This is a genomic window from Candidatus Phytoplasma asiaticum (genome assembly GCF_015100165.3).
Classification (GTDB): Bacteria; Bacillota_I; Bacilli_A; order Acholeplasmatales; family Acholeplasmataceae; genus Phytoplasma; species Phytoplasma citri.
Map to the genome: position 1 here is coordinate 112,994 of NZ_CP097206.1, position 25,327 is coordinate 138,320.

16 protein-coding genes and 3 tRNA genes are annotated in these 25,327 nt (G+C 24.1%); 18 read left to right on the forward strand and 1 reads right to left on the reverse strand.

The window, feature by feature from the left end; genetic code table 11:
• The first annotated feature begins 193 nt into the window (after nucleotides 1-193).
• Together H7686_RS00470 and H7686_RS00475 are read left to right on the forward strand one after the other, a co-directional pair.
• A complete protein-coding gene (locus tag H7686_RS00470; RefSeq protein ID WP_444517548.1) occupies nucleotides 194-5,857 on the forward strand; it encodes an AAA family ATPase in 5,664 nt (1,887 codons plus the stop codon).
• Nucleotides 5,858-6,042: 185 nt separating this feature from the next.
• Nucleotides 6,043-6,134 (forward strand) — tRNA-Ser (locus H7686_RS00475).
• Nucleotides 6,135-6,252: 118 nt separating this feature from the next.
• Here H7686_RS00475 and H7686_RS00480 read toward each other — a convergent pair.
• A complete protein-coding gene (locus H7686_RS00480; protein WP_193621911.1) occupies nucleotides 6,253-7,296 on the reverse strand; it encodes a hypothetical protein in 1,044 nt (347 codons plus the stop codon).
• 461 nt (nucleotides 7,297-7,757) lie between these two features.
• On the opposite strand from H7686_RS00480, the gene H7686_RS00485 reads away from it, so the two are divergent.
• From H7686_RS00485 to rpoB, 16 genes are all read left to right on the forward strand, one after another.
• A tRNA-Glu gene (locus tag H7686_RS00485) sits at nucleotides 7,758-7,833 on the forward strand.
• A 2,195-nt stretch (nucleotides 7,834-10,028) separates the two neighbouring features.
• A tRNA-Gly gene (locus tag H7686_RS00490) sits at nucleotides 10,029-10,103 on the forward strand.
• A 422-nt stretch (nucleotides 10,104-10,525) separates the two neighbouring features.
• Nucleotides 10,526-11,005 (forward strand): 50S ribosomal protein L13, encoded by a 480-nt coding sequence (rplM, locus tag H7686_RS00495; protein ID WP_193621912.1) that lies wholly within the window; start codon nucleotides 10,526-10,528, stop codon nucleotides 11,003-11,005.
• A gap of 7 nt (nucleotides 11,006-11,012) precedes the next feature.
• Nucleotides 11,013-11,405 carry a 30S ribosomal protein S9 gene (gene rpsI / locus H7686_RS00500; RefSeq protein ID WP_193621913.1) on the forward strand — a complete coding sequence of 131 codons (393 nt, stop codon included), beginning with the start codon at nucleotides 11,013-11,015 and terminating at the stop codon, nucleotides 11,403-11,405.
• A 47-nt stretch (nucleotides 11,406-11,452) separates the two neighbouring features.
• Entirely contained in the window at nucleotides 11,453-12,796 is a 1,344-nt protein-coding gene (gltX, locus tag H7686_RS00505) for a glutamate--tRNA ligase (RefSeq protein ID WP_193621914.1), read from the forward strand.
• Between the two features lie 97 nt (nucleotides 12,797-12,893).
• Nucleotides 12,894-14,216 (forward strand): cysteine--tRNA ligase, encoded by a 1,323-nt coding sequence (gene cysS, locus H7686_RS00510; RefSeq protein ID WP_193621915.1) that lies wholly within the window; start codon nucleotides 12,894-12,896, stop codon nucleotides 14,214-14,216.
• A gap of 42 nt (nucleotides 14,217-14,258) precedes the next feature.
• Nucleotides 14,259-16,685, forward strand: a complete 2,427-nt coding sequence (locus H7686_RS00515; protein ID WP_193621916.1) for an HAD-IC family P-type ATPase — start codon at nucleotides 14,259-14,261, stop codon at nucleotides 16,683-16,685.
• A 36-nt stretch (nucleotides 16,686-16,721) separates the two neighbouring features.
• On the forward strand, nucleotides 16,722-17,444 hold the full coding sequence (rlmB, locus tag H7686_RS00520) for a 23S rRNA (guanosine(2251)-2'-O)-methyltransferase RlmB (protein WP_193621917.1): 723 nt from the start codon (nucleotides 16,722-16,724) through the stop codon (nucleotides 17,442-17,444).
• Between the two features lie 155 nt (nucleotides 17,445-17,599).
• Nucleotides 17,600-17,743: a 50S ribosomal protein L33 gene (rpmG, locus tag H7686_RS00525; RefSeq protein ID WP_193621918.1), complete on the forward strand. Its 144-nt coding sequence runs from the start codon at nucleotides 17,600-17,602 to the stop codon at nucleotides 17,741-17,743.
• A gap of 33 nt (nucleotides 17,744-17,776) precedes the next feature.
• Nucleotides 17,777-18,154 carry a hypothetical protein gene (locus H7686_RS00530; RefSeq protein ID WP_193621919.1) on the forward strand — a complete coding sequence of 126 codons (378 nt, stop codon included), beginning with the start codon at nucleotides 17,777-17,779 and terminating at the stop codon, nucleotides 18,152-18,154.
• 81 nt (nucleotides 18,155-18,235) lie between these two features.
• Entirely contained in the window at nucleotides 18,236-18,847 is a 612-nt protein-coding gene (gene nusG / locus H7686_RS00535) for a transcription termination/antitermination protein NusG (RefSeq protein ID WP_193621920.1), read from the forward strand.
• A 227-nt stretch (nucleotides 18,848-19,074) separates the two neighbouring features.
• The gene (gene rplK, locus H7686_RS00540) at nucleotides 19,075-19,500 is read left to right on the forward strand and encodes a 50S ribosomal protein L11 (RefSeq protein WP_193621921.1); all 426 of its coding nucleotides are present in this window, start codon (nucleotides 19,075-19,077) and stop codon (nucleotides 19,498-19,500) included.
• 67 nt (nucleotides 19,501-19,567) lie between these two features.
• Nucleotides 19,568-20,257, forward strand: coding sequence for a 50S ribosomal protein L1 (gene rplA / locus H7686_RS00545; RefSeq protein ID WP_193621922.1), 690 nt, complete (start codon nucleotides 19,568-19,570; stop codon nucleotides 20,255-20,257).
• A 115-nt stretch (nucleotides 20,258-20,372) separates the two neighbouring features.
• A complete protein-coding gene (gene rplJ, locus H7686_RS00550; protein ID WP_193621923.1) occupies nucleotides 20,373-20,894 on the forward strand; it encodes a 50S ribosomal protein L10 in 522 nt (173 codons plus the stop codon).
• A 71-nt stretch (nucleotides 20,895-20,965) separates the two neighbouring features.
• A complete protein-coding gene (locus H7686_RS00555; RefSeq protein WP_193621924.1) occupies nucleotides 20,966-21,352 on the forward strand; it encodes a ribosomal protein bL12 in 387 nt (128 codons plus the stop codon).
• A 235-nt stretch (nucleotides 21,353-21,587) separates the two neighbouring features.
• Nucleotides 21,588-25,322 (forward strand): DNA-directed RNA polymerase subunit beta, encoded by a 3,735-nt coding sequence (gene rpoB / locus H7686_RS00560; protein WP_193621925.1) that lies wholly within the window; start codon nucleotides 21,588-21,590, stop codon nucleotides 25,320-25,322.
• The last annotated feature ends 5 nt before the right edge of the window (nucleotides 25,323-25,327 follow it).

Sequence of the window (25,327 nt, forward strand, 5' to 3'; positions counted from 1 at the left end):
TGAGTTATATTTAATTATATTTTATTCGTTAAAAAAGATCTTGTAAAATAGATCTTTTTTTATTTATGGGGATTTTTTTAAATTTTTGATTCTTTAATATATGAATTTTAAATTTATTTATTTGAATATTTATTAATTTAAATTGGATATATTTATTAGAAAGCTATTATTTGAAAAAAGGTGTTTTTTTGAAATGAAAATTAAAAAAAATTATTTATTTTTTTTGTTTTTTTTTTGTTTTTTTACAATTTTGATTTTTTTATTTTGGTATAATGCGGCAATTAAAAGTAAAAATATTAATTTAATTAATTTTTCTTTATGTAATTCGAAATTTTTACAAGAACAAGAGTTTGATTTCGAAAACGAATTAAAACGAATTAGTGCTAAGAAATTTAAGGTTTTAACCAAAATTAAGAATACTTTTCCTCAATATTTTCAAGAATCAAACGAGGATAAAAATAATTTTTTATTAAATCAAATTTTATTGTTAATTTTAGGAGAATTTAAAAATCATAATTATAAGTGGTTTGATAATTATAAAAAATCAAATTTGTTTTTTACAGAATATTTGTCCACTTTAGATAAATATGATTTATTTAATGACTTCGGATATAAAATAGAAGAAATAGTTTCTGATTCAGATAAATATGTTTTTATTCTTCCTGGTAATTATACTGAATTTACGAATTATGATAAATATTTGCTTTCTAAACAAAATTCTTTTTCAGTAGATACAAAAGGTTTATTTTGGAAACATTGGTCTCCTAAAAATTTGTTGTTTATATCTAAAAGTTATTTAGATATTATTTTGAAACTTAGTACAAAAGTTTGGGAGTTTAAAAATAATCCAAATCAACAATCATTTATAAATGAATTAAATATATTAGGTGAAAAACATTTTTTATTGTCTAAATCTGATACAGATTTTCATTTTATTAAACGTAAAATACAAAAATTAAACACTTTTTCAAGTAGAGAAAACGAAAATATTCACTCTTTAACCCGAACTATTCAAGAAAAAGAAACACAATACCGTCATCAAATGGATTTATCTGAAGCTGAACGTCAACAGTTAAAAAGAGAAATCGGTCAACTTACTCAGGATTTAATTACAAGTCAAGAAAAAATTGCTCAACATAAAAATGACTTAGAAAAAGCTCAAGAAGCTTTATCTCAAACTTCTTCTGAATTAGAAGAAATTCGCAAAGAATTAGAAAAAGATCATCAACTTAGTGAAACCACTATTCATCAACTTAAATCGGAATTAGATAGTTTAACTTCTCAACATGATAATTTAAACTTAGATTTGATAAAGGCTAAACAAGATAATCAAAAGTTAAATTCTCAAAATCAACAATTAACTAGACAAGTAAAAACTTTGACAGAAGAAGTTAGTATGTTAAAAAATCGTATTCAAGAACAACGTCAAACTATTGATGAAATAAATAAACTTGTGTTATCTACTCGCCAAAAAAATAGCGAATTAGAAGTGAATATTCACTCTTTAACCCGAACTATTCAAGAAAAAGAAACACAATACCGTCATCAAATGGATTTATCTGAAGCTGAACGTCAACAGTTAAAAAGAGAAATCGGTCAACTTACTCAGGATTTAATTACAAGTCAAGAAAAAATTGCTCAACATAAAAATGACTTAGAAAAAGCTCAAGAAGCTTTATCTCAAACTTCTTCTGAATTAGAAGAAATTCGCAAAGAATTAGAAAAAGATCATCAACTTAGTGAAACCACTATTCATCAACTTAAATCGGAATTAGATAGTTTAACTTCTCAACATGATAATTTAAACTTAGATTTGATAAAGGCTAAACAAGATAATCAAAAGTTAAATTCTCAAAATCAACAATTAACTAGACAAGTAAAAACTTTGACAGAAGAAGTTAGTATGTTAAAAAATCGTATTCAAGAACAACGTCAAACTATTGATGAAATAAATAAACTTGTGTTATCTACTCGCCAAAAAAATAGCGAATTAGAAGTGAATATTCACTCTTTAACCCGAACTATTCAAGAAAAAGAAACACAATACCGTCATCAAATGGATTTATCTGAAGCTGAACGTCAACAGTTAAAAAGAGAAATCGGTCAACTTACTCAGGATTTAATTACAAGTCAAGAAAAAATTGCTCAACATAAAAATGACTTAGAAAAAGCTCAAGAAGCTTTATCTCAAACTTCTTCTGAATTAGAAGAAATTCGCAAAGAATTAGAAAAAGATCATCAACTTAGTGAAACCACTATTCATCAACTTAAATCGGAATTAGATAGTTTAACTTCTCAACATGATAATTTAAACTTAGATTTGATAAAGGCTAAACAAGATAATCAAAAGTTAAATTCTCAAAATCAACAATTAACTAGACAAGTAAAAACTTTGACAGAAGAAGTTAGTATGTTAAAAAATCGTATTCAAGAACAACGTCAAACTATTGATGAAATAAATAAACTTGTGTTATCTACTCGCCAAAAAAATAGCGAATTAGAAGTGAATATTCACTCTTTAACCCGAACTATTCAAGAAAAAGAAACACAATACCGTCATCAAATGGATTTATCTGAAGCTGAACGTCAACAGTTAAAAAGAGAAATCGGTCAACTTACTCAGGATTTAATTACAAGTCAAGAAAAAATTGCTCAACATAAAAATGACTTAGAAAAAGCTCAAGAAGCTTTATCTCAAACTTCTTCTGAATTAGAAGAAATTCGCAAAGAATTAGAAAAAGATCATCAACTTAGTGAAACCACTATTCATCAACTTAAATCGGAATTAGATAGTTTAACTTCTCAACATGATAATTTAAACTTAGATTTGATAAAGGCTAAACAAGATAATCAAAAGTTAAATTCTCAAAATCAACAATTAACTAGACAAGTAAAAACTTTGACAGAAGAAGTTAGTATGTTAAAAAATCGTATTCAAGAACAACGTCAAACTATTGATGAAATAAATAAACTTGTGTTATCTACTCGCCAAAAAAATAGCGAATTAGAAGTGAATATTCACTCTTTAACCCGAACTATTCAAGAAAAAGAAACACAATACCGTCATCAAATGGATTTATCTGAAGCTGAACGTCAACAGTTAAAAAGAGAAATCGGTCAACTTACTCAGGATTTAATTACAAGTCAAGAAAAAATTGCTCAACATAAAAATGACTTAGAAAAAGCTCAAGAAGCTTTATCTCAAACTTCTTCTGAATTAGAAGAAATTCGCAAAGAATTAGAAAAAGATCATCAACTTAGTGAAACCACTATTCATCAACTTAAATCGGAATTAGATAGTTTAACTTCTCAACATGATAATTTAAACTTAGATTTGATAAAGGCTAAACAAGATAATCAAAAGTTAAAACAAAAATTAACTAATAATATTGATATTGCCTCTAAATTTATTGATATTTTAGAATTGATTGCATCTTCGTTTTTGAAACAATTAGATAAACAAACTTCCGAAAATATTAAAAATAATTCTTTAAATGTTTCTGCTCAAAAATTTGCTAAAGATACTTCTAAAATGCCTTTATTTGAGCAATTGATTGGTCTCAAAAAAGAAAAAGCTCAATTACAAGAATATTTAAATTATCTTAGAGATACTAATAAATATTTTGAGATGGGTATGAAAAAACCTCCTAAAGGTATTATATTATACGGTCCTCCAGGCACAGGTAAAACTCATTTAGCTGAAGCATTTGCCCGAGAATCAGGTTTATCAGTTTTTTCTTTATCATCTTCGGATTTTTCAAAAACTTATGTAGGTGAAGCGCCAAGGTTAATAGAAAATATTTTTATTGAAGCTCGTAAAAAATTTCCTAGTATTATTTTAATAGATGAGTGCGAAAGTGTATTTCGTTCTCGTGCTAGTAATTCTTTGACTACTGATCATGGTAATGTTATAGCTGCTTTCTTATCTTATTTAGAGGGTGTTCACGAAGATAAAGAAAGACCTGTGTTTATTATTGCTATGACCAATATTTTAGAAGAAATTGATTCAGCTATTTTAAGTCGTTTTGATAAACGTATTAAAGTTGATTTATGGGATTTTTCTTCAATTCAAGAATTTTTAAAATTAAAAGCTATAGATTATAAATTAGATTTAATGGCTTATGATTATTTGGTAAATGATATTCCTGAAATTATCTTTAAACTTAATAATGACGAATTAAAAACTCCTCGTGGTTTAATTAGTTTATTAAATCAAGCTGTTACTATATCGCAAAATTCGAATCATCAACATTCTTATGTAACATTAATCGATCTACAATTATCTTTAGATTTAAAATTAGGTCTTAATAGTGTTAATTGGGATAATCATCAACATCAAGCTTATACTTGGCAAGATTTAGCTTTTATCAAAGAATATAACGGTATTTCTATAAAACAACTTTTTGAAGATAATAATTTTGAAAAATTAGAATTAAAATATTATAAATTAATCAAAAATAAGAGCCAAAATAATAAAAAACCTATTTATATTTCTTTAAAAAATGATGTAGGTTATCTTTATGATATTGATATTGATTCGAATAATATGTGGCCTTCCGATTTATTAGGTTTTTATTTAGATGTTCAAAATGTTTTAACTGATAATTTTGATTTTCATGTGCAACCACCAAATTTAAAAATTTCCAATCCGGAAGATCTTTTAAGGTTATATATTCAAAATAATAATAAATATAAAGTTGATCAGATATATTTTGTATGGGATTTATGTAAAAAACAAGAAATTAACTTTTTTTTATTGAAAAAATGGGAAAATTTGGTTCAAAAATATCCTTTTTTAAAACAACAATATCAAGTTATGAAAAATGAGGTGAATTCTCAAATTCATTCTTTAAAAGATTTAGAATTAAATAAACTATTTAATAATTGGATAAAAAAATTGAAAAATAAATGGATTGAAGAAGTAATGCCTAAAATAAAATTATCCCCAAAAACTATTTATGATTTGTTTAAATTAAATCTTATTAACTTAATTGAAGAAGAAATTGATTTATGTTGGCAAAAAGATAATCTTTCGAAAGATACTTGTTTAGAACAGATTATTATGCGTTTGAATGAAAATTTTTCTAATTTGTGTAAAAATTTTCTTCGTGATGAAACTATTAAAATAATTAATAAAATAAGTTTAAATAGAAAAATATTTTCTCAATTTCAAATTGAAAAAATTAAAGAATATTTAAAACAAACTACTATTCAAGAATTTGAAAAAGAAAAAGAATTGGATTCATTTTTTCAAAACAATATTTGGTCTGAAGAAATTTTAACAAAAATATTTGTTAATCAAGAAAAATATTTCAATCAACAAGATAGTGTATATTATAAACTTTGGCAGGAAAAAATATATAAATATTTAGATATTTCTTTACCTCATTTTGAACAATTAAAATTAAAAAAATATTTGATTCATCAATTAATTAAGACTTATTTCCAACAAGATTTAGAATTAGATAAAATTATCGAACAGTTAAACGAAAAAATTGATATTTATAAGCAACAATTTGAACAAAAATTAGAAAAAAAAATTAATCAAATTGTAAATCAATATTTTTTATCTAATTATTTTCAAAATTTCCCTGATCTTGCGACTATTAGTTTAATTAATAAAAGAGCTAATATATGGATTAATCATAATTTAAAATCAGATGAAAAAATTAAATCAGAAAAAGAAATTGAAAATATTGTGCTTAATTTTTTAAAAAAATATACAAAAAATATAATTATTAACCAACAAAAAAGGGAAACATTTTTAGAAAGTAATTTTGTTAAAATTATTGTTTTTATTTTTTTGTTTTTATTTTCTGTTTTTTATTTTTTATGTTTTAATAATCTAAAAAAATAAATTTAATATATTATTTCATATATCCATTCATTTTTTAATTTTCCGTTCTAAAACGGAAAATTTTAAAAAATTAATATTTTAAAAAAATTAATATTTTTTTATTTATTGATATTATATTTGTTATAATTTACGTCGTATTATCTTTTTTAAAATAAAAATTTATAAAAAATTAATAAATTTTCCTTGGAGCAGTACTCAAGTGGCTATAAGAGGCATCTCTGCTAAGGATGTAGTTCAAGAAATTGATGCAAGGGTTCGAATCCCTTCTGCTCCGCCATTTGTATTTTTTTTGATCATGAAATTTTTAAAAAAAGTAAATATTAAAATAAAAAACACTTTCTAATTTCTAATCGATTTAGAAAGTGCTTTTTTTATTTTAAAAGTATTTGTATAAATTATAAACTCTTATTTTTGTGTTCATTTTTTTTATTAAATTGATAAATTATAAGTAGAAATGTTACTGTTATTAAAATACATAATAAATAAAATAATTTACCTGCAAAAGAACTATTATTGGATGAAAATTCGAAATTATCCTCATCGTTATTGTTCTTAGGAATATTAGTATTAGTATCAGTATTTAAAATTGTATCTATTTTATCTTTTAATTTTTTGAAATTATTTAATTTTTCGTCCAAATTCGGATTTATAAGAACACTTAATGTTATGTTTTGGTTATTTATATCTTTATCTAATATTTGTTCGCTTATAATTGCTGTTTTTAACATGGAATTTATGCTGGATATTTTTGTTCTTGTGTCCTCTATTGAAGTTCTTAATTCAGTTTCGCTTTCCTTCTGGTTATTATATAAATCCAACAATTTATCATTTATATTTTTATAATTTTCGTTGTTGTCGTCTTTTAAATAATCATATATTTCTTTAAATTTTGTTAAATTATCTTTTAATGATTCGATAGTTGTAATCGTATCTTGGTTATCTATGTTTTGGAAGAATGTTACAATATTTTTTAATTTTTCTAATGCGTTATCTAAATATTCATTTATTTTTTGTTTTAGAGTTTCGAATGTTTGTTTTTGGTCTTCTTTGTTTTTCATTAAATCTGTTATTGTATTAAGTTGACCTTCGATTTCATTTTTTCTGGTTTCTATTGGATTAAATAATTGATCGTTTACATCTTTAAATTCTTCTATGAAAAAATTTTTGATATCTTTTTTGATTTGGTTGTATTCGTTTAATAAATTAGTGCATTGATCGAGCAACTCTTTGTTTTGTTTTATTATCGGGTTATTGCTCATTTTTGTTAAATATTCTAATATATCATCGCTTTCTTCTGTTTGTATATTGGCTTGGAATGAAAAATTTGAATTTAAAGTTATGTAATTAATAGTAAATAATGATGTTATTAAAAACATTAAAACAATTAATATTTTATTAATGTTAAAATTTTGTTTTATATTATTTATAACTTTAAGCATATTTATAAAATTTATCCTTTCATTTGTAAGATTAAAAAAGCAAAAAACTTATTATAAATGTTGATTATTTTAATCTTATACAAGATTAATTCTAACATAAAAATTTTTTGAAAATAATATTTTTAAAAAAATTTTATTATTAATAAGAGATATATATTTTTTCTTTTTAAAGTCTTTGAAGGTTAGAATTATCTAATTTTAAAAGCAATTAAGTTGGATAAAATGATTATTTTAATATTGACTTTAATAAATAATGTTGTTAAAATAAAAAGCGGTTTATTAGTTCAAAAATGTTTAATCTTCTTCAATTATATTTTGTCAATATTTTTTTTAAAAGTAATTTTTAAATTTGATTGAATTTGAAAATTTTCTTTAGCATTTAATTTTTTACTTCTAGTGTTTATCTTTATTTATTTAAAATTTGTTAAGCTATACTTTAATAAATATTAAATTTTATTTTAGGCCCGTTGGAGAAATGGTCAACTCACATGCCTTTCACGCATGCATTCACGGGTTCGAATCCCGTACGGGTCACCATTAAATATTATTTTATTTTAAAAATTGCACCCATAGCTCAACTGGATAGAGCATCTGACTACGGAGGGCGCAAAAGATGCGCATAATTCTGCTATTTAACGAATAGCCTTGTACGATAATTACAAGAGGTCACGTAAACACCATAAGGTGGGCTTGGTTAATTATTTCGAAAGAATTATTAACAATAGCAAAAGCACGCAAGCGAGATGAGATGAAATATCTAGTCAATAAGTTTTCGCGAGACCAGAAGTTAAGGAAAAGGTGAAAATCCCTAATCAGCTAAAAAGTATGGTCATTTCAGAGACATCTTTGGTAAGATATTGAATAAAACCAAGATTTTGAAGGTAAAAGGTATAGATTCGTAGTACCTTTTAATTATCTATAAAGTTAGTATTAACTAACTCTTCAAACAGCTATCTAATATGTGTTTATTAAAAAACACATGAACACCTCGATTTTATAAATAAATTGGTAAGCTGAACCTAAAATTTCACGTAGAATTATGTAGTAACTTTGATCTCCCTAAAGATAGATTTTAAAAAAAATCTTAAAACAGCTAGTTGCTGATCCAAGGGAAAAGTGAAACTTAGAGTAGTCATAGGAATAATATTAAAATTGGAATATTTTAGGATAACCCTATCATGGAGAAGGATAATAACCTTTACAAGGCGAAAAAGTTTCAATATCTTTTAGTTTTTTTGTATTCGAGAAATTTAATAATTGACAGTAAATAATTTTATTAATTTGTATCAATTTTCATTTTTAAATATTTTGTAAAAAATTAAATCTTAAAAAAATTTATATATAAAATAATAAAAAAATTATTTGGATTTATTTTTATTATTATTTATTTAATTTAAATTTATTGTTAAATTTTTTTAGGAAAATCCGGATTAGATGGAGATATTATAAATCTTTAATATTTTTTCTTTTATAATAATATAATTTAATTCAAATCCATCAATAATATGTTTAAAATCGATATAAACCTAAACCGGTTTAATAAAAATTAAAAATATACTGTTATGTTAAATATAAATTAGAAAAATAATTTATTTATTTTTCAAATAACAAAAAAAATAATAGATGTTAGGAGCCGGATGTTTGGAAACTTACTTGTCCGGTTCTGTGGGGGGCTAATTTCGAATACAAAAGTGAATTTGATAATTTACTTTTTAAACCGATTTAATCTATCCCGATTCAGAAGGTTGGGGGTTCAAATCCTCTTGGGTGTGCCATTATTTGTTATTTTTGTCGGGAAGTAGCTTAGCTTGGTTAGAGCGCCTGGTTTGGGAGGGCGAGAAAGATGCCTAAAATATTTAGTGGTTTAACCATCCATCGTCATTATGATAATGTGACGCAACATATATCTGGTTGATTATATCGAAAGATTAATTGATTATAGCAAGATATAAAAGCGCATTGAGTAAAAAATACTTTTACAAAAAGTTTGCGCAAGTTGAATGATGACTATGGATAAACTCTTATTAGAGTCTAAGAGAATTAAGAAATCTATTTGACTATTTGAACAAAATTAAAATTATTATAATTATTAGTAATTTTAAAGTGTTGAAGTTTTATTTTAATTCGGTCCCAAGATTAAAATAATTATCACCTTTTTGTGTTAAACTAAAAAGGACTAATTTGTAAGATTCACCTATCATTCGTTTATTTTTGTATAAAAAATATTTGGTTTTAGGTTATCTCGCCTAAGGTCATTGGGTAAATATTTTAGAGTAACTTCTATCTCCCTAAACTGCATGATATTTTTTTAAGAAAAATTTTAAATTTTTATTGAAGAAGCGGCAAGGGAAAAGCAAAACCATAGTAGTCATGGTGTATTCAAGATAAGTTTTGGAATATTCTTATTGCATGATCCCATTTAAGAGATTAGGAAAGCTAATCACAAGGCGAAAGGAAAAAGATAATTTTTGTATATTTTAATTACATCTAACTTGAATAAAATTTAAATTTTAAATAAATTTAATTTAAACTTTATAGGTTAGAAAAATTTAAATAAAATTATTTAAACGCCGTATACTTGGAAACTTGTTTGTACGGTGTTGTGTGGGGCTTATTGTAATAATGAAACTTTCATGAAACGCAATAATTCTATCACGATCCAGGAGGTCGCGGGTTCGAATCCTGTCTTCCCGACCATTTTATTATTAATAATTTAATTTATTTCCGTTTATGCGAATGTCGTATAATGGTTATTACTCTAGCCTTCCAAGCTAGATATGTGGGTTCGATTCCCATCATTCGCTCCAGTTTTAAGTTAAAATTTATACAATAATAATTTGTATTTTTTTATATAAAAAATATTTTAGGAATTTATTTTTTGATTTGTTTTTGATTTATTATTGTATAAGTTTTATTTTTTATAGTTTTGGAAATATATTGAAAAGATACTTGACATTCTTATTTGATTTTAATATAATTTGATTATATTTGTTTTATGAGGATTTATCTTGCGATTTTATAATTTTCTATTGATTTTTTTTATATATTGAATTAAATTTTTTAGCTATTATAATTTTTAATTTGCATGAAATTTATTTTTTGCAATAAATGAGAATGTTTTTTTATTTTTCATATCTTTATTTTTAGCTTATAGATGGATTTTAATTATATAAAATTATTGATTAAAATATTTTTCTTAATTTTGTCTTGAATGGAGATTTTTTAATTTATGATTAATAATAATACTTCAGTGTTTTTTAATAAAAATTTTAATGATTTGAATCGTACTATTAGTGTTAGTGAAAATTCTTTTATAAAAAAATGGTATATTATTGATGCTAATCAGAAAATTTTAGGAAGAATAGCGACTAAAATTTCTGCCATTTTAATGGGAAAAAATAAGACTTTTTATACTCCTCATATTGATAATGGTGATTATGTAATAGTTATTAATGCTAAAAAAGTTACTTTGACAGGGAGGAAAATTCATCAAAAAAAATATTCTAGACATTCAGGATATCCAGGTGGTTTAACTCAAGTAAAATTTACGGAAATGATGCAAAAATTTCCTAATAGAATAATTGAAAAAGCAGTTTTTGGTATGTTGCCTAAAAATAAATTAGGTAGAAAAATAAAAAAGAAGTTGTTTGTTTATGCCGATAATATTCATAAACATAATGCTCAAAATCCGGAAATTTTAGAGGTTTAATAATTTTATGACAATAATACAATTCAATGGTACTGGTAGGCGTAAAACTTCTGTTGCACGAACTATTTTAAGAACTGGATCGGGCAATATTGTAATTAATAACAGAGATTTTGAAAAATATATATCATCTCCTATTAATCGTTCAGAAATTTTAAAACCTTTAAAATTAACTAATGAATTAAATTGTTACAATATTAAAGTTATTGTTTACGGAGGAGGATCTACTTCTCAAGCAGAAGCTATTCGTTTGGGAATTTCTAGAGCTTTACTCAAAGCTAAACCCTCTTTAAGAAGTGTTTTAAAAAAGGCAGGATTTTTAACTAGGGACGCGCGTATTGTAGAACGAAAAAAACCTGGTTATAGAAAATCACGAGCTCGTCCTCAATTTTCTAAACGTTAATTTTTTTATTAATTAGTTATTTTTTTTCTGATAAAAAGGGGATGATTATGGAATCTGTTAGAGTTCGTTATGCGCCGAGTCCGACTGGTAACGGATTACATATCGGTAATGCTAGAACAGCATTTTTCAATTATTTATTTGCTCACGTCTTTAAAGGTTCTTTTGTTATTCGTATAGAGGATACAGATGTTTTTCGTAACGTAATTGGTAGCGAAGAAAAACAATTATTACAACTTAAATGGTTAGGTTTTGATTGGTCTGAAGGTCCTGATGTAGGAGGATCTTATGGACCTTATCGACAATCGGAAAGATTATCTATTTATGATAAATATACAAGAATATTGTTAGAAAAAAAATTAGCATATAAGGTTTATTCTCGTAGTAATAAAAATGATTACGTAGTTCGTTTTAGAGTACCTAAAGATCAACAATATTCTTTTGTAGATTTGATTCGTGGTCCTATTAGTTTCGCTAGTAAAGATATTGAAGATTGGATTATATTAAAAGAAAATGGTTATCCTACTTATAATTATGCTGTTGTTATAGATGATTATTTAATGAAAATTTCTCATATTTTACGAGGAGAAGAACATATTACTAATACTCCAAAACAAATAATGATTTATAAAGCTTTTAATTGGAAAATTCCTAATTTTGCTCATATGTCCTTAATTTTAGATCAAAATAAAAAAAAAATGAGTAAACGTAATTGTTACGATGTGATTCAATTTATTGAACAATATAGGAATTTAGGTTATTTACCTGAAGCAATTTTGAATTTTTTGTTTTTTTTAGGATTTTCTCCAAACACGAATAAAACTATTTTAAATAAAGAAAATATCATTAATTTATTTGATATGAAACGTTTTAGCAAAGATCCCGCTGTTTTTGATATTTCAAAATTAAATTTTATTAATAAAGAATATTTAAAAAAATTATCTTTAGAAGAATTAGTTGCTAAGGTTAAAGTTTTTTTTAAACAATTTCAAATTGATTTAGAACATGATCGGATAAGTAAATTAGTTTCTTTGTTGCATGATAGAATATATTATATTCAGGAAATTATTGATTTGTATAGGTTTTTTTTTGTTACTGAACATTTAGTCACCTATGAATTAAAATTTTTTTTAATCGAACATAAAGGTTATGAATTGATACCTATTTTGTTAGAAATGTTTCATAGATTAGATATTTTTAAATCTTTTGAATTAAAACAAATAATTTTAAATTTAAAACAGGATTTTAATATGGATTTAAAAATTTTATTTAAAACAGTTAGAATATTATGTACTTGTCAATCGCAAGGACCGAATTTATTTGATTATTTGGAGCTTTTAGGTAAAGATAAAGTATTAAAAAATTTAGAGAAATTTAAATTAATTTTTGATTAGTTATTGTATTAAAACAACGTTATTTTTTATTTATTGTTTTAAATAATTTAAATTGTTTGTAGGTTTAAAAAAATAAAGATATAAAAAGGTTTTTTGGATGTTACAATTTTATAATTCTTTAACTGGTAGAAAAGAGGAATTTTATTCTTTAAATAATTCACAAGTTAATATTTATGTTTGCGGTCCTACTGTATATGATCATCTTCATATAGGTAACATTAGATCTTTAATTTTTTTTAATTTATTAAAAAAATATTTAATATCTATAGGTTTTAAAGTTTTTTTAGTTGTTAATATTACTGATTTAGATGATAAAATTATTCAAGTTGCTATCAAAAATAAAAGTACTGAGAAACAAATAGCTGATTATTACAAAAAACAATTTTTTTATTTATTAGATAAATTAGAAATTCATGGAATTGATCAATTTCCTTTGGTTACTAATTATATAGATCAAATGATTTCATATATTAGCTTACTTTTGGAAAAAAAGTATGCTTATTTGACTAATGAAGGTGTTTATTTTTGTAATAATAATATTATTAATTATGGTTGTTTAAGTGGCCAAAAGATTAATAAATTGTATACAAATATTAATAAGAAAAATGTTTTTGTGAAACAAAATTCTGAAGATTTTGTTTTATGGAAAAAAACTGATATCGGTATTCGTTATTTTAGTCCTTGGTTTTTAGGTCGTCCGGGATGGCATACTGAATGTGTAGTCATGATTAGAGAAATTTTCCGAAACACAATTGATGTTCATGGTGGGGGTCATGATTTAAAATTTCCTCATCATGAAAACGAACAAGCTCAATTTATGGCTAGCGATGGTAAACCTTTAGCTCGTTATTTTATGCATATAGGACACGTTAATTATCATAATCATAAAATGAGTAAATCTTTGAATAATGTTGTTCTAGTAAAAGATTTATTGACTGAAATTAAAGATTCTAATATTATTAAATTTTTGTTTTGTCATTTTCATTATTTAAAACCTATTAATTATACTCAAGGATTGATTAATGAAATTAAAATCAAGTATTTTAAAATGTTAAAAATTTTAAATAAAGTTAATTTTACAATAATAATAAATAATTTTTATAATTACGAAATAAATAAAATTTATTTAAAACAATTTCATAAATTTATGAAGAATGATATGGATACTCCTAATATTGTTACTTTAATTGAAAAAATTTTAAAAAATATTTTTAAAAATATAAGTAATTTGCGGGTATTATCTGAATTATATTATACTTTAATTTATATTTTAAATAATTTAGATATTTCTATTATTTTAAATAATGTTACAGAACAGATGATTGAATATTATTATTTATGGCAGCGAGCTAAAAAATTAAAAGACTTCGATCAAGCAGATTTTTTTAGAAATATTTTATTACAACAGAATTTTATTTGATAATAAATTTTAAGTAATTATTATTTCGGAGCAGGTGAAAATATGAATAACAATAACGATATTAATAAAACAAGTTTGGAAAATTCTGCAATTAATGATTTCTTAAATCAAGATTTAAGTCATTTTGGTCTTACTACTTATGAAGTAAATCGAAGATTGAAAAATCAAAAACAATATAAATCAATCAATAATGATAAAAATATCTTGAGTATCATTTGTAATAATTTGTTTACATGTCTAAATTTGTTATTACTTGTGATTGTTATTATTATTTTGAAAATGCGACGTTATGATCAATTATTTTTTTTAATAGTAAATTCTTTAAATATTATCATTAGTATTGTTCAAGAAATTAAAATAAAAAAAACTTTGGATAAAATTAATTTAATTTTACCGAATAATATTAAAGTTATTCGGGATGGTTGTATTATAGAAATTTTGAATTCTAATTTGGTTTTAGGTGATTGTTTGGTATTGGGATTAGGTAATCAAATTGTAGCAGATGTTTGTGTCAAACATGGAGTTTTAGAAGTAAATGAATCATTTTTAACAGGTGAATCGAAATCAGTTTTAAAAAAAATAGGTGATATTGTATATTCTGGTAGTTATGTTATTTCAGGTTTAGCTTATGCTGATGTTATTTCTTTGGGGGAAAATACTTATGTTTCTAATTTGATTAAACAAGCTAAAAAATATCAAAAAATCAAAACCCCTTTAATGAAAACATTTTCAATGTTAGTGAAATTAATTTTTTTTGCCACAATACCTACTACTATAATTTTATTTTGTTCATATAAATTTAATTTTTATCACTTGAATGATGAACATTTATTAGGAATATGTGGTTTTATGTTAGGTATGACTCCTTCCGGATTATTCTTGTTAATGAGTATGATTTCTATTTTAGGTTTTATCAGGTTATTTAAACGTAAAGCTTATATGAAAGATTTGTTAGGCATTGAAATGTTGTCTCAAATAAATATATTGTGTTTAGATAAAACTGGCACTATTACTGATGGTAATATGAATGTTAAAAAAATTTTAAAATATTCTGCTGATGATACTATTAATGTACATTCTTTAATGGCTAATTTTGTTCAACATTTTTCTACCGATAATAATCCTACTCAAAAAGCCTTATATAATTATTTTAATGATTATTTGAATTCTCAAATCATTTATAAAGTAAAAAATCTACAAGCTTTTTCTAGTATAAGAAAATATAGTGCTATTGAATTTGAAGGATTAGGTACATTTTTATTAGGTGCTCCGGAATTTTTATTAAAACAAACAAATGAGATTCTTGAAACAGATTTAAAAAAATATACTAATTTAGGTTATAGAGTATTGTTATTAGTTCATACCAATGATCTTTTATTTAATATCGATAATAATACTGATTATCAAGTTATATCTTTGATTTTGTTAGAAGATATTATTAAAAAAGATGCTTACGAAACTATTAAGTATTTTCAAAATTTAGGTATTAAAATAAAAATTATTTCTGGTGATAATGCTTTTACTACAGGTTATATAGCTCAAAGAATTGGTTTGATTAATTCGGTTAAGGAAAAATCTCTTAATTTAACTAATATAGAATCTAAAAAATTATGTGATTTATCTAATAAATATGATGTTTTTGGTAGGGCTACTCCGGAACAAAAAAAAACATTAATTTCTTGTTTTAAAAGTAATAATCAAAAAGTTGCTATGATTGGAGATGGAGTTAATGATATTTTAGCTTTTAAAGAATCCGATTTATCTATCTCTATGGCTTCAGGAAGTAAGGCTGCTCAAAATGTTGCAAATTTAATTTTGATAAATTCTAAATTTGATTCTTTACCATCTGTTTTTTTAGAAGGTCGTAGATTAATTAATAATTTAGAAAAAAATTCTATTGTTTTTTTAACTAAAACTATTTTTACCTTTTTATTAGCTTGGATTACAATAATTAATAATTTTTTTTGTAAGAATTTAATTTTTTTTCCTTTTACTCCATTACAATTAAATTTTATTGATATTTGTTTTATCGGTATACCTTCTTTTTTCTTATCTTTAGAATCTAATTATAAACCTTTAAATAATTTCTTTATTAGCGATGTTTTAAAAAAATCAGGAATTTATGGCTTATTAATTAGTTTTAATTATATTTTGATATTAACTTTATATGCGGGAAAAATTAATAGTTTTCAATCTCATTATCAAATATCTTATCTTTTAACTTTAATAACTGCTTTTATTTTCGCTAGTATTTTATTTATGAATTGTTTTCCTTTTGATAAATTTAAAATAATTTTATTTTTCAGTATTATGTTTATTTTTTCTTTATTATTGATTATTTTCGTTTGGAAGATACCTTTTATTTATGAAATCGCGACTGCTATTTGGGATGTTATTTTGATTAAATATTTTGATTTTATTATATTATTAACGATTAATTTGTTAATTTTATTTCGAATTAAGAAATAAAATTGATTTTAGAAGTTTCGAAAGAATTATATAGATATGGTAATTATTTATGGTAAAAACATAATTAAAGAAGCTCTTAAAGCTAAAAGAAAAATTTATTTTTTATATATTAATCCTCTTATGAAAGATAAAGTTTTTTTAAATTTTATATTACGTCATTATCCGAATTATTGTTCTTTAGATAAACATCAACTAAATAATAAAGTTCAAAATAATAATCATCAAGGGGTAGTGGCAGAAGTTCAAGATTATTTATATAGAAAAGATTTATTGCAATATTTAAAGGAAAAATCAGATAGAATAGTTAAATTTTTAATTTTGGATGCTATTCAAGATCCTCATAATTTTGGAGCAATTATACGCACTGTAGAAGCAAGTGATTTTGATGGAATTATTGTAAGCAAAAAACATCAGGTTCCTTTAAATAGTACAGTAGCTAAAACTTCAAGTGGTGCTTTAGAATATGTGAATATTTTTTTAGTTTGCAATTTATATCAAACCATTTTAACTATGCAAAAATTTAATTTTATAATTATTGGGACCGAAATCGGAATAGATAATAATTTAAACACTATTCCTTTAAATCAATCTTTAGCTATTATATTAGGTAATGAAGGTATAGGAATACGTTCTTTGTTAAAAAAAAAATGTAATTATTTAGTTAGTATTCCGACGCAAGGTATGGTTAATTCTTTAAATGTTAGTGTTTCGGCAGCTATTATTATTTTTTATTTATATATGAAAAATAAAAAATATTAATTTAATTTATTTCTTAATTTATTTAATTATGTTATGTTATAATATTGAGAAAAGCTTATCTTGATTTAAAAGATTTATATTATAATATATTTTATTTATCTTTAGTAAGTTATTAAAATTTATAAGGTTATCTGAATTGTGAAAATATAAGAATAATGGTTAAAAGTAATATTTTAATATGTCAAAATTGTTTAAGTCGTAATTATCGTGTTAAGATACATAATCGTAATCAAAAATTAGTTTTAAAAAAATATTGTTGTTGTTGCAAAAAACATATTATTCACGAAGAAACTAGATGAATAAAATTATCTGTAAATATAAAGGAGATAACTGTGGTATATAAAAAAATCGAAGAAAAACCAACAATTCCTTTAATGCAAGTTTTGCGGGAAGAATACAGCGTAATTAATATTTTTTGTGTTATTTTATCTATAATTTGTTTGGGAGTTTGTTGCAATTGTTTTCATCAATTTCCTGATCACTGGAGTATTTGTTTATTATCACTATCTATTGTTTTTTTTTTAATTAGTATTTTTCCTTTTGTACGGAATATTTTTTTTGATCTTCGTTTTGTAAGTTTTCCGACAAAAATCCAAATTATTAAGCAAATTATTCAGGTTTTTGTATTTACTGTTATTTTAATTTTGATTTTAAATTTATTTCAATATTTTTATGATGTTTATATGATATCTTTGCTTAAAAAAATTTGAAAATTAATTTTATGATGAATTTAATTAATTAAATGATGAAATTTCAAAAATTATTAATGAAAATATATTTAGGTGTTTAAAATGCAATCAAAAATGAAAAATAATAAAATAATTGATAATGATGTAACTGATGAAGATAATAATCTTTTGAAATCTCAATGGTATATTTTGCAAACTCAATCAGGTTATGAAAAAGTTGTTCAACAAGATTTATTAAAGATAGCTAATAGCGGTATTGGGATATCAAATTTGATTCATGAAGTTATTTGTCCTACTGAAAAACATATTAAAATTAAAGCTGATGGCACTAAAAAAGAAATAGAGAAAAAAATTTATATTGGTTATATTTTTATTAAAATGATTATGACAAACCAATCTTGGTTTATAGTTCGTAATATTCCTAAAGTAACTGGATTTTTAGGTTCTATTAAAAAAGAAAAAGGTTCTAAACCTATACCTTTGACTGAAAGCGAAATTAATCCTATATTATTAAAAATGGGAATTATTTCTAAACCAAATTATGATCATTTAATTAATAAGCGAGTTCAAATTATAAACGGTTCTTTTGTTGGCCAAGTAGGTAGAGTTTCTTTAGTAGATTATGAAAAAGATAAAATGATGGTCGAAATCGAGTTATTTGGTAGAGCAACACCTATAGAAATTTCTTTTTCTTCTTTTAAAGAAATAAATTAAATTAAAATAATTTTTTAAATTAGTTAAGAAATTTAATTAGTATGATTAAATATGTTATAATACTATGAATATTTTGGATATTTTGATTATTAAAATATTTAATTAATTGGATTTTCGTTTTGAAAATAATATTTTGTTATTTATTAGTAATAAAATAATTTTTTAAATTATTGAGAAAATGTTAAACATTTTTAGAAATAAAAAAGGTTGGTATTAAATAAATTATAATGGCGAAAAAAATTGTTAAAAATATTAAATTACAAATTTTAGCTGGTAAAGCTAATCCTGCTCCTCCTATAGGACCTGTTTTGGGACAAGCTCAAGTGAATATTCCTTCATTTTGCTCTCAGTTTAATGAAGCTACTAAAGATAAATTAGGTTTTACTTTACCAGTAGAAATTACAGTTTTTGATGATAAAAGTTTTAAATTTATTGTGAAAACTCCGATTACAAGTGATTTATTAAAGAAAGCTGCTAATATTTCGAAAGGTTCGTCTGATTCGATTAAAAATAAAGTAGCTACTATTAAATATGATCAAATCATAGAAATAGCAAAATTAAAAATGCCAGATTTAAATGCTTATTCCATTGAACAAGCTTCTAAAATTATAGAAGGAACGGCTATTAATATGGGGATTATTGTAGAAAAATAATAATTTATTATTTTTTATCGATAAAAAAAGAAAGGCATATTTTTATAGTATAAAAGGATTAAAATTTATGACAAGAAGTAAAAGATATTTATCAATTAGTAAAAAAATAGACTTTAATCAAATTTATAAAATGCATGATGCTGTTGAATTATTGTATAATATCAAAACTGCAAAATTTGATGAAACTGCTGAATGCGTTTTTGTTTTAAATGTTGAACATAAAAAGTTAGATCAACATATACGTGGTTCTGTTGTTTTACCTTATGGTTTGGGGAAAAAATTTTGTATCGTTGTGATCGCTCAAGGCGAACAAGCTCAGAAAGCTAAAGAATTAGGTGCGGATTTTGTTGGTGATCAAGAATTAATTCGAAAAATCTCCAATGGTTGGACAGATTTTGATGTTTTAATATCTGTTTCTAGTTTTATGCCTTCTTTAACAAAGTTAGGAAAACTTTTAGGGCCTAAAGGATTAATGCCTAATCCTAAGTTAGGTACTATGACAGAGGATGTGGAACCGATTATAAAGGATATCCGAAAAGGTAGAATGGAATATAAAACAGATAAATTTGGTAATCTTCATTCGGTGTTAGGTAAATTGTCGTTTAATAAAGAACAATTAACGGGAAATTTGGTTTTTTTGTATAATCATTTAATTTCTATAAAACCTAAAACAATAAAAGGTGAATTTATTAAAAATATAACTATCTCTTCTACTATGTCTCCGGGTATTAAAGTTGATTTTTTATCGATTAGATAAAATTTAAAATAATTATTTAAATTATTTTTTTAATTTTATTTTGTTATAAAAGATTTTTTTGTGATTTATATTATATCGATAAATTTATATTGTTTAAAAAAGGAAACAACAATTTATGTTAAAATCTACTATTAAAGAAAAAAGTAATTATGTTGATTATTTATCTCAAAATATTGATAATTCTAATTTAGTTGTTTTATTAGAATTTAAAGGATTAAAAGTGATTGATTTAACTAATTTACGCTGTCAATTGCGAAAATTAGTTTCATGTAAGTTCCAAGTGGTACCTAATAATATCATTAAAAGAGCTTTAACTAAGTCAAAATATGGTGAATTAACCGAATTTAAGAATCCTAAAGCTTTATTTTGGACTTTATCTAATTCTTCGGATATTTTTTCTTCTTTAAATGCTTTATACAAATTTTCTAAAATGAATGAATTTTTAAAAATTAATGTTGGGATTGTAGAAAATGAAATTTGTTCTTCGGAACAAATGATTAAATTGGCGCAAATACCATCTAAAGCAGCATTGTTATCTATGTTGTTATTTAGTGTTTTGGTGCCTGTTAAAAATATAATTACTGTTTTAAAATTATTAATACAAAAAAAACAACAAATAGAAATTAATAATGATTAAATTTTTTTAATATTATATAGACATTTTTAAGTATTTGTTAAAATAAACAAATTATAAATAGGAGATTAACAATGGCAGAAAATAATAAAATAGAGCAAATTATTCAATTTTTAGGTGATATGAAAGTTAAAGAATTACAAGAATTAGTAACTAAAATTCAAGATTCTTTTGGTATTGAAATGGAAAATGTTGCTAATGTAAGTAGTGCTACCGAAGATGTTAATAAAGAAAAAAATGAGCAAACAGAATTTAAAATTATTATGACTTCTGCGGGTCAATCTCGCACTGCGGTTATTCAATATTTAGTTAAAAATTTTGGTTTTAGCATCGGTGAATTAATATCAGCATGTCAAGCCGAAAATGCTAATTTATTAATTAAAGAAAATGTAAATAAAGAACAAGCTGAAGAAATCAAAAAACAAATAGAAAATTTAGGAGCTCAAGTGAAAATTGAATAAAAAAAATATTTTATAAATTGGTTGCAAAAAATATAGTTTTAGGCGACAACAAAAATAAAATTTTTTTGATAAACTAAATATTTATTAAACCTGAGAACTAAAATAGGTATCTTAGGTTTTTTATTATCTTTATTGTTATTGAGTTTGTTTTTGGTGTTTTGCTTATTAAGAATTTATATTTTTTAAATTTAAATTCAATTTATGTTGATATTTATTGGGAGTTCTGAATAAAAAAATGAAAAAATATTGTAATGTAAAATATGGCAACAAGGTGGAACGACGAAATTATTCTAAGATGAAATATGATTTGGATTTACCAAATTTAATTGAAATTCAAACCAAATCATTTCAAGAATTTTTAAATTATGGTATTAAAACATCATTAAAAAGTATTTTTCCTATTGAGAGTTATAATGGTGATTTAAAGTTACATTTTAATGATTTTTTTTTGGAAGAACCTAAATTTAATGCTGAAGAGTCTAGAAAAAGGGGTTTTACTTATAGTGCGGAATTATTTTTAAATGTAACATTGGAAAATGTTATTACTCAACAAACTAAAAAAGCTCGTATATTAATGACAGATTTACCTTTAATGACTGTTGCAGGAACCTTTATAATTAATGGTACAGAAAGAGTTGTAGTTTCGCAAATAGTTCGTTCAGCAGGAGCTTATTTTACTTCTAAATTAGATAATAAAATTAATAAAAATCGTTTTACTGCTCAAATTATTCCTACTAGAGGCGCTTGGATAGAGTTTGAGCAAAATAATAAAGATTTTTTATACGCTAAGTTGGATCGTTCTAAAAAAATACCTTTAACAAAATTTATTCATGCTTTAGGTTTTGATACTCAGGAAGAAATCGAAAAAGCTTTCGGCATAAATTCTTTATTAGATTTGAGTTTTAATAAAGATAATGATTCTAATTGTAATGATGCTATTGTTGAGCTTTATTCTAAGTTGCATCAAGGAGAAAGAGTCCCTACTAATGCAGCAAGAGAATTTATTCGTAATCGTTTGTTTGATAAAGATAAATATGATTTATCTTTAGTAGGAAGATATAAGTTAAATCGAAAATTAGATGTTTTAAATAGAGCTGAAAATACTTTTTTAGCTCAAGATATTAAAGATTTAACCAATGATAAAATTTTATTTTCGGCTGGAACTTTTTTAAATTATGAAATTATTAAAAAATTATCATTACATAGAGATAAATTTCGTGTAGAATTGGTTAATTCAGATTTTCATTTGCAAAATCAAAATCATGATAATAATTTATTTACTTATAGAAAAAATATAAATGATGATCAAATATATATTAAAGAAGATATTTTGCACTTCCAAACAGGACAAGTATTAATTAAGGCTGATACACTTTTAGATGATGATGTTTTGAAGATTTTATTAGAAACTCATAAATATAATATTGATGATAAAATTATGAAATATTTCGCTAATAAAGAATATGTTCATAAAGTCGTTAAAGATCGGCAAAAAGTTTTCAATGAAAGCTTAGAAGTTTATGTTGTGGATAACAAAAACAATAAGCATTTTATTAAAATTATAGGTAATGATCAATCCGAAGATGCCGAAAATATTGTTTTATCTGATATAATAGCATCTATTAGTTATTATTTAAATCTTTATCATAATATCGGAACTATTGATGATATCGATCATTTAGGCAATAGAAGATTAAGATTGATTGGAGAACTTTTAAAAAATCAATTACGCGTAGGTTTGAATAGAACTAAAAAAAATATTAAAGATCGTATGTCTATTAGTAAATTTGAATCTATTACGCCAGGAGGATTATTTAATTTTTCTTCTCTTTCTATGGCTATTAAAACTTTTTTTTGTAGTTCTCGTTTATCTCATTTTATGGATCAAATTAATCCTTTAGCTATTATTACTCAAAAACGTAGAATTTCCGCTTTAGGTAGCGGAGGTATTGATCGTGATCGAGCAGGTGTAGAGTTAAGAGATGTTAACGATTCTTATTACGGTAGATTATGTCCTATTGAAACTCCGGAAGGCCCATCTATTGGATTGATTTGCTCTTTAGCTACTTATGCTCAAGTAGATCGATATGGTTTTATTGAGACTCCTTTTTTTAAAGTAATTCACGAAAATGGTAAATCAGTAGTATCCCATCAATATGAATATTTAACTTCTATTCAAGAAGAAAACCGTATTATTGCCACATCTTCGTCTTGTTTAAATGATGATTTTAGTTTTAAACAAACAAAAGTAATCGCTAGACGAAATGGAGAAATTAGTTTATATAATGTTGATCAAATTGATTATATAGATGTTTCTCCGAAACAAATTGTATCTGTAGCTACAGCATCTATTCCTTTTTTAGAACATAATGATGCTTCTAGAGCATTAATGGGCGCTAATATGCAACGACAAGCTTTACCTTTGCTAATTTCTGAAGCTCCTATTGTGGCTACTGGTATTGAACATAGAATAGTAAAAGATTCAGGTTGCGTTGTTATTGCTGAAGACGATGGTGTTGTAGTTTATGTAGATGCTAAAAAAATTATTATTGAGAATAACCATGGAGAGCAAAAGAGTTATATTTTATCTACTTTCGATAAATCTAATCAAGATACTTTAATTTTACAAAAACCTATTGTTAAATTAAATGAAAATGTTCATAAAGGAGATATTATTGCTGACGGTTCTTCTACTCATCAAGGTGAATTAGCTTTAGGTAAAAATGTTACAGTAGCTTTTATGACTTGGGATGGTTATAATTATGAAGATGCTGTGATTTTATCAGAACGTTTAGTACAAGAAGATATTTTTACTTCTGTTCATATTAGTAAATATGAAATTCAAGTTAGGGAATTAAAGAAGGGTGCAGGAAGAGAAGAAATAACTCGAGAAATACCGAATGTTAGTTCCGAAGCTATTAAAAATTTAGATTCTCGAGGTATTATTATTCCGGGTTCTGAAGTTAATGAAGGTGATTATTTAGTTGGCAAAATTGTTATTATTCCTCAAAGTTCTTTAGAAAATAATCCTTATGAAAAATTAATTCAAACAATTATTGGAGAAAAATCTCGCGATTATAAAGATGTTTCTTTGAAAGTACCTTGTGGCGAGAGCGGAATTGTTCAGAGCGTTCAATATTTTTCTGTTAAAAAAGGTGATTTTATTTCTACTCCTGGTGTTAATGAAATTATTAAAGTTTATATAGCTAAAAAACGAAAAATCCGAGAAGGAGATAAAATAGCCGGAAGGCATGGTAATAAAGGAGTAATTTCTTGTATTGCTTCTAAAGTAGATATGCCTTATATGTCGGATGGAACTCCTGTAGATGTTATTTTAAATCCTTTAGGTGTACCTAGTAGGATGAATATTGGACAAATTCTAGAAATGCATTTAGGAATGGCTGCGTATAAATTAAATATTAAGGTAGCTACTCCGGTTTTAGATGGGGCTGATAATGAAGATTTAAAAAATATTATGCAAGAAGCTAATTTGCCTTTTGATGGAAAAATGATTTTATACGATGGTAGAACAGGTGAACCATATGATAATCCTATATCTGTGGGTATTTTGTATATGTTAAAATTATCTCATATGGTTGAAGATAAAATACATGCTAGAAATGTTGGAACTTATACTTTAATTTTACAACAACCTGGTAGTGGTCGTAATTTTTTAGGTGGTCAAAGAATTGGTGAAATGGAAACTTGGAGTTTATTGGCTTATGGAGCCGCTCATACTTTACAAGAAATTTTAACTTTGAAAAGTGATGATATTATAGGACGTAATCAATTGTATCATGCTATAGTTAATGGTTTACGTTTTCCTAAACCTTCTATTCCGGAAAGTTTTAGAGTTTTTACTAAAGAGTTACAAGCGTTAGGATTGCATGTAGAATTAATTAAAGCTGATACTAAAGATAATCAAATTAATCGTTCTTTAGTTTCGAATAATAAGGAGAACAAGAAGTAACCCAG